The organism is Pedococcus sp. P2_F6 (assembly GCF_056403675.1).
The window spans coordinates 94240-109000 of sequence record NZ_JBFUEZ010000002.1; the positions used below are offsets into that span (position 1 = coordinate 94240).

16 protein-coding genes are annotated in these 14761 nt (G+C 68.4%); all 16 read right to left on the reverse strand.

The genetic code is table 11. From position 1 onward, the window contains the following. The 16 genes from AC1DWP_RS05860 to rplJ all read right to left on the reverse strand — a co-directional run bounded on the left by AC1DWP_RS05860 (position 1) and on the right by rplJ (position 14755). A complete protein-coding gene (locus tag AC1DWP_RS05860; protein WP_477613525.1) occupies positions 1 to 603 on the reverse strand; it encodes a hypothetical protein in 603 nt (200 codons plus the stop codon). After that, on the reverse strand, positions 600 to 1871 hold the full coding sequence (locus AC1DWP_RS05865) for an MCE family protein (protein ID WP_477613526.1): 1272 nt from the start codon (positions 1869 to 1871) through the stop codon (positions 600 to 602). The genes AC1DWP_RS05860 and AC1DWP_RS05865 overlap by 4 nt, the downstream gene beginning before the upstream one ends. Next, the gene (locus tag AC1DWP_RS05870) at positions 1868 to 3145 is read right to left on the reverse strand and encodes an MCE family protein (RefSeq protein ID WP_477613527.1); all 1278 of its coding nucleotides are present in this window, start codon (positions 3143 to 3145) and stop codon (positions 1868 to 1870) included. The genes AC1DWP_RS05865 and AC1DWP_RS05870 overlap by 4 nt, the downstream gene beginning before the upstream one ends. Beyond that, a complete protein-coding gene (locus AC1DWP_RS05875) occupies positions 3142 to 4416 on the reverse strand; it encodes an MCE family protein (protein WP_477613528.1) in 1275 nt (424 codons plus the stop codon). Before AC1DWP_RS05875 ends, AC1DWP_RS05870 begins: the two co-directional genes overlap by 4 nt. Beyond that, on the reverse strand, positions 4416 to 5387 hold the full coding sequence (locus AC1DWP_RS05880; protein ID WP_477613529.1) for an MCE family protein: 972 nt from the start codon (positions 5385 to 5387) through the stop codon (positions 4416 to 4418). Before AC1DWP_RS05880 ends, AC1DWP_RS05875 begins: the two co-directional genes overlap by 1 nt. Next, a complete protein-coding gene (locus AC1DWP_RS05885) occupies positions 5384 to 6433 on the reverse strand; it encodes an MCE family protein (protein WP_477613530.1) in 1050 nt (349 codons plus the stop codon). The genes AC1DWP_RS05880 and AC1DWP_RS05885 overlap by 4 nt, the downstream gene beginning before the upstream one ends. Continuing rightward, on the reverse strand, positions 6430 to 7749 hold the full coding sequence (locus AC1DWP_RS05890; RefSeq protein ID WP_477613531.1) for an MCE family protein: 1320 nt from the start codon (positions 7747 to 7749) through the stop codon (positions 6430 to 6432). The genes AC1DWP_RS05885 and AC1DWP_RS05890 overlap by 4 nt, the downstream gene beginning before the upstream one ends. Positions 7750 to 7752: 3 nt before the next feature. Continuing rightward, positions 7753 to 8580 carry an MlaE family ABC transporter permease gene (locus tag AC1DWP_RS05895; RefSeq protein ID WP_477613532.1) on the reverse strand — a complete coding sequence of 276 codons (828 nt, stop codon included), beginning with the start codon at positions 8578 to 8580 and terminating at the stop codon, positions 7753 to 7755. A gap of 16 nt (positions 8581 to 8596) precedes the next feature. Continuing rightward, positions 8597 to 9367: an MlaE family ABC transporter permease gene (locus AC1DWP_RS05900; RefSeq protein ID WP_477613533.1), complete on the reverse strand. Its 771-nt coding sequence runs from the start codon at positions 9365 to 9367 to the stop codon at positions 8597 to 8599. Then, on the reverse strand, positions 9368 to 10366 hold the full coding sequence (locus tag AC1DWP_RS05905) for an ABC transporter ATP-binding protein (protein WP_477613534.1): 999 nt from the start codon (positions 10364 to 10366) through the stop codon (positions 9368 to 9370). A gap of 177 nt (positions 10367 to 10543) precedes the next feature. Then, positions 10544 to 10933, reverse strand: coding sequence for a hypothetical protein (locus AC1DWP_RS05910; protein ID WP_477613535.1), 390 nt, complete (start codon positions 10931 to 10933; stop codon positions 10544 to 10546). A 146-nt stretch (positions 10934 to 11079) separates the two neighbouring features. Then, a complete protein-coding gene (locus tag AC1DWP_RS05915) occupies positions 11080 to 12291 on the reverse strand; it encodes a hypothetical protein (RefSeq protein ID WP_477613536.1) in 1212 nt (403 codons plus the stop codon). After that, entirely contained in the window at positions 12288 to 13019 is a 732-nt protein-coding gene (locus tag AC1DWP_RS05920; protein ID WP_477613537.1) for an ABC transporter ATP-binding protein, read from the reverse strand. The genes AC1DWP_RS05915 and AC1DWP_RS05920 overlap by 4 nt, the downstream gene beginning before the upstream one ends. A 10-nt stretch (positions 13020 to 13029) precedes the next feature. After that, positions 13030 to 13392 (reverse strand): hypothetical protein, encoded by a 363-nt coding sequence (locus AC1DWP_RS05925; RefSeq protein WP_477613538.1) that lies wholly within the window; start codon positions 13390 to 13392, stop codon positions 13030 to 13032. Positions 13393 to 13614: 222 nt separating this feature from the next. Continuing rightward, positions 13615 to 14001: a 50S ribosomal protein L7/L12 gene (gene rplL / locus AC1DWP_RS05930; protein WP_477613539.1), complete on the reverse strand. Its 387-nt coding sequence runs from the start codon at positions 13999 to 14001 to the stop codon at positions 13615 to 13617. Between the two features lie 85 nt (positions 14002 to 14086). After that, positions 14087 to 14755: a 50S ribosomal protein L10 gene (gene rplJ / locus AC1DWP_RS05935; protein WP_477613540.1), complete on the reverse strand. Its 669-nt coding sequence runs from the start codon at positions 14753 to 14755 to the stop codon at positions 14087 to 14089. Positions 14756 to 14761 lie beyond the last annotated feature (6 nt).

The window sequence follows — 14761 nt, forward strand, 5'->3', positions numbered from 1 at the left end:
TCAACCGACGAACTCAAGGTTCTCCACCTTCCACTCGTCGCCGACCAGGCGCAGGTCGAGCCGCATCCGGTAGGTCTTGGTCTCGCCGTTCGGAACGGCGGTGTTCTTGGTCGGGGCGACCACGCCCACGAGCGCGACGGCGGAGTCCTTGTCACCGGAGACCAGGGCGGCCTCGGTGCGCTGCACCGAGGAGACCGTCTTGTTGGCGACGAGGACCTTGCTGAGCTGGTCGGCCGAGGTCGAGTAGCTCTTGAGGAAGTCCCCCGTGGCGCCGGCCTTCACCCGGGCCATGTCCGCGTCGACCTTGGTGTAGTCGACCGTGACGAAGTTGATGGCCAGCTGCTTGGCCGCTGCCACGGCGTCGGCGTTGGCCGCCGACGTCTGCCGCGCGGCATACCAGTCGCGTCCGCGGGTGGCCCCGAGCGCGAGGCTCGCGATCAGCGCGATGGCGACCACGACCCACACCATGGTCGGGGTGATGCGTAGAGCCCTGGCCCGGTCACGGGCTGTCTGGTGATCTGTGTCGGCAGCGAGCGCGTCGGGGGGTGACACGTCCTCGTCCGCCTCCACCGCCCTCCCGGCGTGGGTGGTGATCGTGCTCATCGAGCAGCCTCCTTCATGATCCACAACCACGAGGCGTCGCCGCTCTCGGCCCCCGAGGGAGGCAGTGGCACCGATACCTGTGGTGTTGTCAGGCTCAACGAGGCAGCCATGCCCGGGGATACGGGCTGGTTGCCGAAAGCGAACGGGACGGTGGAGTTCGTGCTCGAGTGCGGACCCGGGGCGTTCTGGGCGCCGCGAACGCTGGCCGCCGACCCGCGGGGGGCTGTGCAGCGTGCCGAGGTGTTCGCCTTGGTGTTGCTGGTCTGGTTGGGCGTGCGCCGCACCGTGCCCTGGTAGCCCTGCGTGCAGACCGGCGGGTCGTGCGCCATGGCCAGTCCGAAGTGGGCGGTGCCGTCGCCGGGGACGACCGTGAAGCCGCCGGCCACGACATCGGGGTAGGTGACGAGGAGCTGCTGGATCCCGTCGACCCGTGCCGTGGTCACCTGGCCGACGGTGATCAGGTTGGCCAGCAGCGCGGCGAGGTTGCCCTGGTTGTCCCTGATCAGGGACTCGAGCTCCTTGGACGCGACGACGCCGCGGTCGAGGATCAGGCGCAGGTCGCCGTCAGAGGCCTTGAGGGTCTCGGACAGGTCCGCGAAGTTCTTGGCGAAGACCTTGATGTCGCCCGAGGTCTCGCGCTGCGTGTCGAGCACGATGCGGCCGTCGTCGATCAGCTTGACCGTCTCGGGCAGCGCCTCCGTGGCCGACCTCGTCAGCTTGTCACCGCTGTCGATCAGTCGCTGGAGGTCCTGTCCCCCGTCGGCGAACCCCTTGCCGAGCTCGTCGACCACGGTGCGCAGGTCCTGCTTGTCGACCGAGTTGACGGTCCCGTCGAGGTCGAGCAGCAGCGTGTCGACCCGCAGCGGGAAGACCGTGTCCTTGCGCGGGATGGTGTCGCCGTTCCTCAGCGAGGCGCCCTTGTCGGTGCGCGGCTGGAAGTCGAGGTACTGCTCGCCGACCGCGGAGCGGTTCTCCACGACGACCTTGGTGTCCTTCGGAATCACTACTCCCCGTTGGATTTTCGCGTCGACGATCACACCGTCCCTGGACAGCTTCAGGTTGTCGACCCGGCCGACGGTGACGCCGCGGTAGGTGACCTCGGAGCCGACGAAGATGCCGCCGGACTGCTCGAAGTCGGCCGCGACGTGGTACTGACCACCGGCCACCTGGTCGTAGAGCCCGACGTAGCGGGCCGAGAGGACCGAGACGGTGACGAGGGTGATCAGCAGGAACGCGAACAGCTGGACCTGCACCGAGCGGCGGATCATGCGGCACCTCCGTAGAGCGAGCGCCACGAACCGTCCGAGCCCGACGAGCCGGACTGCTGGTCGCGGGCACCGACGCAGATCACGCCCGGGACGCACGCGCCCGAGGTCGAGCTGCCGCCCGGGGTGATCGGCACACTCGGGATGCTGGGCGTCGGCAGCGGCAGGCTGGGCAGCCCGGTGGGCCCGCCCGTCGGGCCGCCGGGGGGCGGAGTCGTCGGGATCCCCAGGTTGCCGGCGAGGTGCGCGAAGTTGAGGTCCAGGTCGGCGGACATGTTGGTGTAGTCGCCCTTCATGGCCCCGGTCGTCGCGTCCGAGAAGGGGTAGGTCAGCAGCAGCTGCAGCGACTTCGGCAGGTTGTCCCCGGCCTTGGTGAGCTGGGCCAGGATCGGCGCGAGGGCCTGGAGGTTGGCGGCGGTGTCGGCCTTGCTCTGCTGGATGACCTGGGTCCCGACCGCCCCGAGCCTGCTGAGCGCCTGGAGCATCTGCACGAGCTGCTGGCGCTGGTCGGCGAGCACCTCGAGGCCCTTGGGCAGCGCCTCGAGGGCCCTGCCGATGTCCTCCTTCTGGGCTGCGAGCTTGGCGGCGAGCGCGTCGATGTTGTCGATGGCGCGGACGATCTCGGACTTCTGGCTGTCGAGGCCGCCGATGAAGGTGTCGAGCTGCTTGATGACGTCCTTGATCTGCGCCTGGTTGCCCCGCGCGGCGTTGTTGAGCTCGGTCTCGATGACCTTGAGCTGGGCGACGCCACCACCGTTGAGCAGCAGCGACATCGCGCTGAGCACCTCCTCGACCTCCGGGTTGCGGCCGGTGCGGGCGAGCGGGATGTTGTCGCCGTCGCCGAGCCGGCCCTCGGGGGCCGCACCGGTCGGCGCGGACAGCTGGACGTACTTCTCCCCCAGCAGCGAGGTCTGCTTGAGCTCCGCCACGGCGTTGTCGGGCAGCTTGACGTTCTTGGGCAGGCGCAGCGTCACCCGAGCCGTCCAGCCGTTGAGCTCGATCTTCTCCACCGAGCCCACCGTCACCTGGTCGACCTTGACCGACGACTGCGGGACGAGGTCGAGGACGTCGGCGAACTCGGCCGTCACGCGGAAGATGTCACCGCGGTTGGCTGCTCCGCCGGGCAGCGGCAGGTCGAAGGCGCCCTGGCAGCCGGTGACGCCGAGGAGGACCGCGCCCACGACGAGCCCGGACACGGCGCGCCGGCCACGCGGCATACCCGTGGTCCGTGGCTTGGTGGTCTGTGGCTTGGTGGTCTGTGGCTGGTGGTCGTTCATCGGGTCCCTCCCAGCAGGCCGCCCAGGGTCGGGTCCGCACCGCGCATCGTCACGACGGCCCCGCCCTGGCCGGGGGTGGTCGCGGGCGATCCCGACGACGCTCCGGCCTGGGCCTGCGGCACGGCGGACAGGAGGTTGACCGGCAGTTTCACGCCTTGTCCCGCGAGCTGGTCGAGCAGCGACTGGATCGGCTTGAGGGCCCCGCTGACGGTCTTGCACAGCGAAGCCGGCTGACCGCCCTGGACGATGAGGGAGCACAGCATGTTCTGCACGGTGAGGTTCTCGTTCACGTTGGCCCGGGTGTCGAGCGTGCCGGTGTCGGGGTTGTAGGCGTTCTGCAGGTTGCTGATCGCCACCGGGGCGTTCGTGAGGGTCTCGGCCAGGGCATCCCGCTGCTTGGCCACCGTGCCGGTCACCGACGCCAGCTGCTTGAGGTTGGTGGTCAGGCCCGCCCGGTTGTCGTGGACGAACGAGCTGATCTCGCTCAGCGCGACAGCGAGGTTCTTCAGGGCGGCGGCGAGGTCGTCGCGCTCCCCGTCGAGCTGCTGCGAGACGTTGGCGAGGTCGCTGTTGAGCCTGCGGACCTGGCTGTCGTTGGTGGCGAGCATGGTCGTGAAGGTCTGGAGGTTCTTCACGGTGCCGAACAGGTCGTTGCGGCCACCGGACAGAGCCTCGAGCGCCAGGCTGAGGTCGCGGTTCGTGTCGTGCAGCTTCTGGCCCTGTCCGCCGAGGTTCTTGGCGCCGGTGTCGAGCACGTCGGCGAAGGCGCCGTCCTTGTTGGCACCCGTGGGACCGAGGGCCACCAGGAGGTCGTCCAGGCTCGAGGAGATGCGGTCCAGCTCGACGGGAACCGCCGTGCGGTCCAGGCCGATCTGGGCGTTGTCCTTCATCACCGGACCAGCGGTGTATGCCGGGAGCAGCTGCACGTAGCGGTCGCTCACCAAGGAGGGGGCCACCACCGCGGCCTTGGCGTCCGCGGGCACCCGGTACTTGCGGTCGAACTCGAACTTGACCTCGACCTTGTCGCCCTTCGGAGTCACCTCGGTGACCTTGCCGACCTGGACGCCGAGGATGCGCACGTCGGACCCGGGGAACAGGCCGACCGCGCGGCTGAACTCACCGGTCACGTGGATGCTGTCCTGCCGCGGCCAGAAGGCGTACGCGCCGGCGACGAGGGCTACCACGACGAGCGCAGCGACGACCTTGGGGATCAGGCCGAGCCGGGGCGTGGCGGGCAGCGACGGCAGTCGCAGGGCGGGCAGGCGCTTCATCAGTTGCCTCCCGGGGAGACGGGGGTCGTGAGGTTCTGGATGTAGGTGTCGAACCACCGGCCGTTGCCGAGGACGTTGGCGAAGAGCCGCGTGAACGGGCCCATCGCGGCGATCGTGTCCCCGAGGTCCTTCTCGTGCTTCTGCAGCACCGCGAGGACCTTGGTCAGCTGGTCGAGGGCGGGCTTGAGCTCCGAGCGGTTGTCCCGGACCAGCCCGGTGAGCTGCTGGGCCATCGCAGAGGTGTTGGTGAACAGCGTGTGGATCGCCTCGCGACGGGCATTGAGCTCGACCATCAGGAGGTCGGCGTTCTTGATGATCGACTCCACGGCCTTGTTGCGCTCGGCGACGGTGCCCGAGACGCTGTTGGCGGAGGCGAGCAACCGCTTGAGCTCGTCGTCGCGCGCGGCGATGGTGTTGGACAACCTGCTGAGGCCGTCCAGAGCCGCCTTGACGTCGGGCGGGCTGTCCTTGAACTCGGTCGCCAGGGTGGTCAGCGACTTCGCCAGCAGGTCGGTGTCGATCTCCTCGGACGTGGTCGCGAGGTCGCTGAACGCGTTGACGATGTCGTAGGACGAGATGGTCCGCTCCAGCGGGATCTCGCTGTCCGCCTTGAGCTGGCCACCACCGGCGGGCTCCAGGGCGAGGAACTTCGAACCCAGCAAGGTCCGCATCCGGATGCTGGCACCGGTCCGGGTGCCGAAGGCTGCCGGTTCGGTGACCTTGAAGTCGACGACCACGTGGTTGCCCGCGAGGTCGACCTTCTCCACCTTGCCGACCTTGACCCCGGCGATCCGCACGTCGTCGCCCTTGATCAGGCCGCCCGCCTCGCTGAACGAAGCGCGGTAGTGGTCGCCGCCCCCGAGGAACGGGATGCTCTGGACGTTGAACGCGAGGAACAGCACCAGCGCGATGGACGCCAGCCCGGCAGCGCCGATCGGGACGGGGTTGCGCTCGCGGAAGGGGGTACTCATGACGAGCACCTCGCTGCGGAGAGCCCAGCCGGCTTGTCGACCGGGATCTTGATGGCCGGGGCACCCTTGGTCGGCGACGGCACGACGATCGTCCCGCTGAAGTCGCACATGTAGAAGTTGAACCAGGAGCCGTAGGTCGCGGTCCGCGTGATCGTGTTGATCTTGCCCGGCGAGGTCGCCAGGAACTTCTCGAAAACGGCGGTGTTCGACGGCTTGTTGAGGTTCGTGGTGAGCGCACGGAGGTTGCTGATGTCCGCCTTGATCGAGGGACGGGTGACCTTCAGCAGGTCGGCAGTCTCCGCCGTCAGGGAGTTGATGTTGGTCAACGAGGCACCGATCGTCGTGCGGTCGGCGGCCAGGCCGGAGATGAAGCGCTGGAGCTGGTCGATCAGCGCCTTGAGGGCGGAGTCGTGGGCATCCACGGTGCCGAGCACCGCATTGAGGTTGGAGATGGTCCGACCGATGACCTCGTCGCGGTCCGCGAGGGTCGAGGTCAGCGAGGCCGTCTTGGACAGCAGCGAGTTGATGTTGCCGCCCTCACCCTGGAGGACGCTGATGATGTTGGCCGACAGCTCGTTGACGTCCTTGGGCGACAGGGCAGCGAACAACGGCTTGAAGCCGTTGAACAAGACCGTGAGGTCCAGCGCGGACTGGGTGTGGTCGAGTCCGATCGTGGCCCCGTCCTTCAGGGGCGTGGCACTGCCGACGTCCTGGGTGAGGGCGATGTAGCGCTCACCGATGAGGTTGCGGTACTTGATGGTCGCCTTGGTCCCTTGCGTGAGGACGCTGGTCTTCAGCACGTTGAACTCGACGTCCGCGTGCACGCGGTCGCTGGCGACCTTGATGGACTTCACCTCACCCACGCGCACGCCGGCGATCCGCACCTCCTGGCCCGGAGCGAGGCCGGTCACGTCGTTGAACATGCCGCGATAGGTCGCCTTGTCACCGAACTGGGTGTTGGAGATGGTGGCCGCGAGGGTGCCCGTGGCGAACAGCGTCGCCGCCACGAAGATCAGGAACTTCACCAGGCTGGATCGGGTGCTCACTGCTGGTTCACCACCGTTCCGCGCAGCATCGGGCCCGCGAGGAGCGTCGTGATGGCTGAGGGGCGACCGTCTCGCGACAGGAGAGCGGCCACGACGGCCTGTTCCTGCTCGGTGCCGGCCAGACCGGAGTCGGCCTCAGCGATGCTCTGCCCCGACAGCCCGGAGAACATCGACGGCAACGCACTGCCCGCCGCCCCCGAGCCCGAGTGGTTGATGCCGTCACTGAAGTGGTTGCCCTTCCAGGGGTTCGCCTGGGTGCCGACGCGGCCCGGCAGGCCCTGGCAGCTCGGGGCACGCCTCTCGCCCCACCGGGGTTCCTCGCCGGGCTTGTAGCCCTGGCGCTGCTGGGTGACCTCGACCGTGATGTGGAAGGTCTTGTCCCGCCAGGCCTGGTCGATCCGCGGCAGCCAGTTGACCATCGCCGTGGCGACACAGGGGTACTGCGGTGAGTACTTCGCCAGCACCTCGACGGTCGGTCGCTGCACCCGACCCACCTGGATGATCCGCTGGCCATTGGCGTCCAGGAAGTCCGCGGTCGTGTTCGCGAAGCCCGCCGTCCCCGCCAGGAAGCCGGCCAGCTCGTCCTTCTTGGCCACGATCGTCGTGCTCGTGGTGATCAACGCCGTCGCCGCGCGGACGAGATCCGGCGCCGCCACGGCATACGTGGAGGCAAGGTCGGCCAGCCCGCTGATGTCCGCCTTGATCACGGGCAGCTTGGGGTTGATCTCCTTGAAGTAGCTGTCGACCAGGACCAGGTTCTGGCCGAGGCGGGTTCCCCGCCCGTCCAGCGCCGACGCCAGCGCGTTCAACGTCATCGCCAGCTTCTCCGGCTGCACGGTGCGCAGCAACGGCAACAGGTCGTCGAAGACCTTCTCGAGCTCGATCGCCACCGAGGTGCGGTCCTGACCGATGGTGTCGCCCTTGGCGATGTGCCGCCCCACGGCACCGGTCGTCGGCGTCACCAGGTCGACGTACCGCTCACCGAACAACGTCTTCGGGAGCAGGCGCGCCGACACGTTGGCCGGGATCAGGTCGACCATCTCCGGCTTCAGGGCCAGCTTGAGCGTCGCGCCGTTGCCGGTGGTCTCGATCGACCGCACCTCACCGACGATCAACCCACGGATCTTGACGTCGGACGCCGTCTGCAGCTGGGACCCGATCCGGTCGGTCATCAGGTTGACCATCACCACGGGGGTGAACCGCTTCTGGAACGACGCCACCGACAGACCGATGAGCAGGCCCACGATGACGATGAAGCCGACCCCGTAGGCACGGTTGCCCAGGCGTGACATGAAACCGCTCGATGAGTCAGCCATGCGCTAACCCGCGATCCGTACGGTCGTCGTGGCGCCCCACACCGCCAGGGAGAAGAAGAAGTCCACGATGTTGATGGCGACGATGGAGGTCCGCACGGCCTTGCCGACGGCCACGCCCACGCCTGCCGGACCTCCGGACGCGTTGTAGCCGTAGTAGCAGTGGATGAGGATGATCACGACCGCGAACACCATCACCTTGAGGAACGAGAAGAGGACGTCGATCGGCGGCAGGAACAGGTGGAAGTAGTGGTCGTACGTGCCGGCCGACTGCCCGAAGTAGTGCACGACGATGAAGCGGGTCGCGCCGTAGGACGAGAGCAGGCCCAGGACGTAGAGCGGGACGACCGCCACGAAGCCGGCGATCATCCGGGTCGTCACGAGGAACGGCAGCGAGGGGATTCCCATGACCTCGAGTGCGTCGACCTCCTCGGAGATGCGCATCGCACCGAGCTGGGCGGTGAAACCACACCCGACCGTCGCCGCGAGCGCCAGCCCCGCGACCAGCGGGGCGATCTCGCGGGTGTTGAGGTAGGCGGAGACGAAGCCGGTGAGGGCACCGGTCCCGAGCTGGTTGAGCGAGGAGTAGCCCTGGAGACCGACCTGGCTGCCGGTGAAGAAGGCGAGGAAGGCGATGACCCCCACGGTGCCTGCGATGACGGCGAGGGCACCCGAACCGAGCGAGACCTCCGCCAGCAGCCGCAGGATCTCCTTCTTGTAGCGGCGCAGGGTGCGCGGGCTCCAGGCGAGCGAGCGGACGTAGAACCGCATCTGCTCACCGAGGCTGTCGAGCGCCTCGACAGGCCGACCCGCGAGGTCCAGGACTTTGCTCACTGGGACTGCACCTCCTTCAGATCTTCTGGGGGACGACTTGGAAGTACACGGCGCTGGCGACGAAGTTCACGACGAACAGGAACATGAAGGTGATGACCACGCTCTGGTTCACTGCGTCGCCGACGCCCTTGGGGCCGCCGCCCGCGGTGAGGCCCTTGTACGAGGCCACGACCGCGGCGATGAAGCCGAAGATGAGGGCCTTGATCTCGCTGGTCCACAGGTCCGCCAGCTGGGCGAGCGCGGTGAACGAGGCGATGTAGGCGCCGGGGGTGCCGCCCTGGATGATGACGTTGAAGAAGTAGCCACCCGCGACGCCGACGACCGACACCAGCCCGTTGAGCAGCAGCGCGACGACCATGGCAGCCAGCACCCGGGGCACGACGAGGCGCTGGATGGGGCTGATCCCGAGGACCTCCATCGCGTCGATCTCCTCGCGGATCTTGCGCGAGCCGAGGTCTGCGCAGATCGCCGACCCGCCGGCACCGGCGATCAGCAGGGCCGTGACGATGGGTGAGGCCTCACGGATGACGGCGAGCACCGAGGCCGCCCCGGTGAAGGACTGGGCGCCGAGCTGGCGGGTCAGGGTGCCGAGCTGGAGGGCGATGACCGCACCGAAGGGGATGGAGACCAGGGCCGTCGGGACGATCGTCACCGAGGCGATGAACCAGCACTGCTGGATGAACTCCTTGGTCTGGAACGGCCGCTTCGGCAGGGACCGTCCGACGTCGAGGACGAGCGCGAAGAGCGATCCGCTCTGGCGCAGTGCACCAATAGCTGGATTGCCCATCTAGATCGCCGCCTCAGCAGACTGAGTGGGCTCGGTGTGGCGGACACCGGGAACGCCGGCGTTGTGCGACTGGAACGACCCGGGGGGCGGCGTGATGCCGTTCGCGCGGCACCAGTCCCCCGCCGGACGCTCGCCGCGGCGGGGGGTGCCGTCGCTGGTGCCGAGCTGGAGCGGGATGGGCGGCAGCGGCGGCAGCTCCTGGCCGGACTTCGCCTCGGCCGCGAGCTCGTCGGCGTCCTTCTCCTCGGACATGCCGATGGGGCCGATCGTCTGGGCGTTCAGGAACTGGCGCACCACCGGCTCCTCCGAGCTCAGCAGCATCTCGCGCGGCCCGAACATGGCGAGGTGCTTGTGGTACAGCAGCCCGATGTTGTCGGGCACCGTGCGCGTCGAGTTGATGTCGTGGGTGACGATCAGGAAGGTCGCGTCGATCTGCGCGTTGAGGTCGATGAACAGCTGGTTGATGTAGGACGTGCGGACCGGGTCCAGACCGGAGTCCGGCTCGTCGATCAGCAGGATCTCGGGGTCGAGCACCAGCGCGCGGGCCAGGCCGGCCCTCTTGCGCATGCCACCCGAGATCTCGCCGGGCAGCTTGGACTCAGCGCCGGTCAGGCCGACCAGGTCCATCTTCTCGAGGACGATGGTGCGGATGTCCGACTCGGACTTCTTGGTGTGCTCACGCAGGGGGAACGCCACGTTGTCGTAGAGGTTCATCGAGCCGAACAGCGCGCCGTCCTGGAACAGCACCCCGAACAGTTTGCGCACCTCGTAGAGCTCGCGCTCGCGCATCTGGGTCAGGTCGCGGTCCTGGATCCAGATCGCGCCCGCCTCCGGCTTCAGCAGGCCGACCAGCGTCTTGAGGAAGACCGACTTGCCGGTACCCGACGGCCCGAGCATCACGGAGATCTCCCCCGCGGGGAGGGTCAGCGAGACGTCGTTCCAGATCACCTGCGACCCAAATCGCTTGGTCAGGCCTTCGACCCTGATCTCAACGCCCACAGCTCCACCTCGTCGTGAATGTCCACGCCCGCCACACATGGCGGGCCCCGGTTCGCAGGGCTCAACGAGGCGGGCAAGCCGAAGTTACGCCCCGGTATGCCACGGCAGCCGGTGCACACGCGGCATACGGGCGCTTTTTCTGGCATGCGAAAGCGGGCCCGACTGGGTGGTTTGGAGTCAGCGATGGCGTGGGGTCAGGACGACGAAAGCGATCGCACACGCGGCATACAGTGCTAGCGCGGCGGCGAGGGGGAGTCTCCCGACGGTCCGGCTGATCGGAGCCAGAGCGGTCATGAACTCGAGGCCGACGGAGACCAGGCCAAGCCCCAGCACCACGGCCGGCCCCTGGTTGACTGTGATTGTGGGCGCGACGACCCCGCCCGCTGCCAACAGCACGAACCACGTGAGGAAGGCGGCGTTCGCGTAGAAGGCGTGGCCAACCATGGCCGTCAAACCAAGCAATGTCGTGGTCAGGCCCAGACTCCAGGCACGGACCTGCCGTGCGCGCACCGCACCGCCCGCGAGCGCCCCGAACGCGCCTCCGAGTGGCACCACCGCGAACGCCACTTGGAGCGCGGCCAACGGCCAAACCAGTGGGAGGGGCTGCCTCAGCGCCGACACCACATGACTCCCCGCCGCCACCGCTGCGAGGGCCGTGCACGCGACTCCCAGCCCCGCAGCTTTCGCTCGGTGCGCCTTCGCGAATGTTCCGATCACGTGAGGTCGCCGCGCATGACGTGGCACGACAGGATCGCCTCGAAGGCTGAGGTGACGTCCGAGGGAACCGGCTTGGGTGGGGTTTGTCCGACGAGTACTGCGACCAACCAGCCTTGGACGACGTCCTGCGCATCGAGGAGGGGGCCAGCCTCCTTCGCGGAGTAGAGCTCGGCACACTGGTGTGGCCGGGCCAGCGCGCGTGAGGTCGCCTGGGGAGAGTAGCCCTGCGCCGTCAGGTTCGCGGGGTCGAAGTCCAGCGGGGCCGCGGATCCCAGCTTCGCGTACTGGTCGAGTCGAGCGACGGTGAAGCGTTGGGGAGCGACGAACTGAGTCCCGTCCAGCGTGTGGTAGCTGTCGGCCAGAGACCTCTGGACGGGCTCGAGCAGCGGCAGTCGAGATGTGGGTCCACACACCGCAGGGTGCCGGCCAACGCACCGCACCTGTTCCGTGGAGACCTCGTAGACCTGGCTGTCCAACGGCCACGCGGCAGGCAGGACCACAGCCACGGCGACGACAGGGGCGAGGAGAACCCACAGGAAGCTACTCGGTCGACGCACCGCGGTCAGCCAGCTGGAGGCGAGAACCAGACCACCGCCCAGGACCAGCAGTCCGGCGAGCGACAGCGCGGCCCGGGACGGTGTCCGCTGCAGGCCAGTCAACGTCCCGTACGTGGTGACCGCCTCGAACGGGCCGCGGCCAAACGGTGCCGCGATGACGAGGGTGGCCAGCACTGCCAGCACGGCCGCCGGCGCGGCCAGGAAGCCGTCGACCACGAGGCCGACGCATGCCCCCACCAAGGACGAGACAAGGATCGGGAGGAGCACCTCGGCATACACCCAGTAGTCCGTCGGACCGACTCCGCCGCGGCGGAGCACAGCGACGGCCACAGCCAGCCAGGTCAGCACGTACGCGGCACCAGCGCAGAGGGCCACGGCGAGCGCGGGCGCCAGCGCCTGGCTCCCGCGCCGCGCCGAGGCCTTGGCCAGCTCGGCCACGGTCGGTCGATACCGTCTCGCGGTGTCGTGGGCCGCGGCGGCGGCAACCAGCGGGCAGGCGATGATCACGCTGGCGGCCGACAGTCTCGTGCCCCAGTCCCACTCGACCTGCCAGTGGCCTTGGCTGAAGACAGTGGTGAGGGTGAAGCCCGCCAGGGCCACGGCCACCGGAGCCCCCGCACCGCGACGGATCCACAGTGCGATGCCGTTCACGCCGGGACCGGCTCCTCGATGACGCGGAAGAAGCCCGACTCGATCGCGCTGCGCCGAGACCCGGCCGGGGCGAGGTCCGCGAGGTCCGCGACCGTGCCGGAGAAGCGAAGTCGACCGGCGTGGATCACCAGGACGTCGCCTGCGAGGTCGGCAACGTCTTCCACGACATGGCTGCTCAGGAGCACCGTCGATTCAAGCCCCCTGATCAGCTCGACCATGGACCTTCGCTGAGCCGGATCGAGACCCGTGGTCGGCTCGTCCAGGAGAAGGACCTCCGGCTCTGATGCAAGGGCCTGGGCGAAGGCCACCCGGCGAACCATGCCTCCAGAGAGGGTCGACAGTCGGCGAGCGGCGACGTCGGCGAGGCCCACAGCCTCCAGGCATTCGTCGGCACGCGACTGGGCCTCTCTCGTGGGCAGGCCCTTGAGCCACGCGAGGTACGACACCACTTCCCGGGGCGTCAGCCGACCCGGGAAGCTCGCCCCTTGAGGCATCAGCGCCACGAGCGGGAGGGCCTCGCGTCGGGTCGCCCGCGCATAGAGGTCCCTCCCGCCGACAGCGACCGATCCGGAGGTGGGTTCGAGGATGCCCGCGGCGCACGACAGGAGCGTGGACTTGCCTGCGCCGTTGACCCCCAGCAGGGCCGTCACGCCACGCCCCAGAGTGAACGAGACCTCGCTGAGGGCGGTCTCCCGCCCGTAGGCGTGTGTGACGTCCTGCACCTGCATGACGGACCGGCTAGGGGTAGCGACGATAGTCATCCGAGCAGGGATCGCTCAGCGTCACCGACCGGCATGTCCGCACCTGGTAGGAGTAGTTCCCGACCACCGTGCCGTACGGCACGTTGATGGACTTGTCCAACATCTTTGCGTAGCTGGACTCACCGTCACTGCGCTGTCCTGAGGACAGGGTGAATGCGGTCCCGCGCGCGTTGTTGCCCCACACCTTCGCGTAAACGCGACCGTCACCGACTTTGGTGTCCCGCAGGGTGCTGGTGAGGGTCACCTTGGTGCCCGAGAGCCCGAGCGTGCCGTATCCGCCTCCCCCACTCATCACGATGGGGTTGGACGAGCTGGCCCAGGTCCAGGCCTGTGCTGACATCACCCCTACCGTGGAAAGCGCCACCACTCCAGCGACCACCCCGACCGTGCGTCTGATCCCGTACATGCCATACCCCCTGTCCAAGACCGTGTCGTCTGACCTTGAGACTCGAGAGAGGGCCGGGCGTGACGCGGCCTGCCGGGCGGACATGCGGAAGCGGGCCCGACCTGGTGGTCGGACCCGCTTCGCAGCAGTGCTGGTGCTCCCCGAGGGGAGCTCAGATCACTTGAGGGTGACGGTGGCGCCGGCGGCCTCGAGGGCCTCCTTGGCCTTGTCGGCCGCAGCCTTGTCAACCTTCTCGAGGACGGGCTTGGGGGCGCCGTCGACGAGGTCCTTGGCTTCCTTCAGGCCGAGGGAGGTCAGCGCGCGGACCTCCTTGATGACCTGGATCTTCTTGTCGCCAGCAGCCTCGAGGACGACGTCGAACTCGTCCTGCTCCTCGGCGGCAGCGGTGTCGCCACCGGCCGGGGCGCCGGCCGCGGCAACGGCCACGGGGGCAGCAGCGGTGACGTTGAAGGTGTCCTCGAACTGCTTCACGAACTCAGAGAGCTCGATGAGGGTCATTTCCTTGAAGGCCTCAAGGAGCTCGTCGGTGGAGAGCTTCGCCATGATGGGCGTCCTTTCTAATTCTTGGTATGCCGTGAGTGGCGTCTTGGTGTGTGAGCGGGCTCGGTGCGGGGTTGCCCCGACCGGGTCAGCTCTCGTCGCCACCCTCGGCGACGTCTGCGGTTGCCTCGGCCACGGGGGCCTCGGCGGACGCGTCGGCTGCGGGAGCCTCGGCGGTGTTGTCGTCAGCCTCGGCAACCTCGGCCTCGGCGGCGGGAGCGGCGGCAGCAGCCACCGGGCCCTCGGCCTCGACCTTGGCGCGCAGCGCGTCGACGACCCGAGCGGTCTGCGACAGCGGTGCGGCGAAGAGGTAGACAGCCTGGCTGAGCGACGCCTGAAGGGCACCGGCCAGCTTGGCCAGGAGAACCTCGCGGGACTCGAGGTCCGCGAGCTTCGTGATCTCCGCGGGAGTCAGGGCCTTGCCGTCGAGGACGCCGCCCTTGATCACGAGGAGGGGGTTCGCCTTGGCGAAGTCACGCAGGCCCTTGGCGGCCTCGACCGGGTCGCCATCGACGAATGCGATGGCGGACGGTCCGACGAGCTGGCCGTCGAACGCCGTGACTCCGGCGTCCTTGGCAGCAAGCTCGGTGAGCGTGTTCTTCACGACGGCGAAGGTGGCGTTTCCGCGCAACGAGTTGCGGAGATCGGTGATCTGCTTCACCGAAAGCCCGCGGTACTCGGTCAGCACGGCCGCGCCGGAGTTGCGGAACTTGTCCGACAGCTCGGCGATGGCGGCAGCCTTGTCAGCCTTGGCCATGGGGCC

What these genes read in the sequence shown, in the direction of transcription:
- AC1DWP_RS05860 (WP_477613525.1), bottom strand. Translation starts at nt 603, where the DNA reads ATGAGCACGATCACCACCCACGCCGGGAGGGCGGTGGAGGCGGACGAG.
- AC1DWP_RS05865 (WP_477613526.1), bottom strand. Translation starts at nt 1,871, where the DNA reads ATGATCCGCCGCTCGGTGCAGGTCCAGCTGTTCGCGTTCCTGCTGATC.
- AC1DWP_RS05870 (WP_477613527.1), bottom strand. Translation starts at nt 3,145, where the DNA reads ATGAACGACCACCAGCCACAGACCACCAAGCCACAGACCACCAAGCCA.
- AC1DWP_RS05875 (WP_477613528.1), bottom strand. Translation starts at nt 4,416, where the DNA reads ATGAAGCGCCTGCCCGCCCTGCGACTGCCGTCGCTGCCCGCCACGCCC.
- AC1DWP_RS05880 (WP_477613529.1), bottom strand. Translation starts at nt 5,387, where the DNA reads ATGAGTACCCCCTTCCGCGAGCGCAACCCCGTCCCGATCGGCGCTGCC.
- AC1DWP_RS05890 (WP_477613531.1), bottom strand. Translation starts at nt 7,749, where the DNA reads ATGGCTGACTCATCGAGCGGTTTCATGTCACGCCTGGGCAACCGTGCC.
- AC1DWP_RS05900 (WP_477613533.1), bottom strand. Translation starts at nt 9,367, where the DNA reads ATGGGCAATCCAGCTATTGGTGCACTGCGCCAGAGCGGATCGCTCTTC.
- AC1DWP_RS05920 (WP_477613537.1), bottom strand. Translation starts at nt 13,019, where the DNA reads ATGCAGGTGCAGGACGTCACACACGCCTACGGGCGGGAGACCGCCCTC.
- AC1DWP_RS05925 (WP_477613538.1), bottom strand. Translation starts at nt 13,392, where the DNA reads ATGTCAGCACAGGCCTGGACCTGGGCCAGCTCGTCCAACCCCATCGTG.
- rplL (WP_477613539.1), bottom strand. Translation starts at nt 14,001, where the DNA reads ATGGCGAAGCTCTCCACCGACGAGCTCCTTGAGGCCTTCAAGGAAATG.
- rplJ (WP_477613540.1), bottom strand. Translation starts at nt 14,755, where the DNA reads ATGGCCAAGGCTGACAAGGCTGCCGCCATCGCCGAGCTGTCGGACAAG.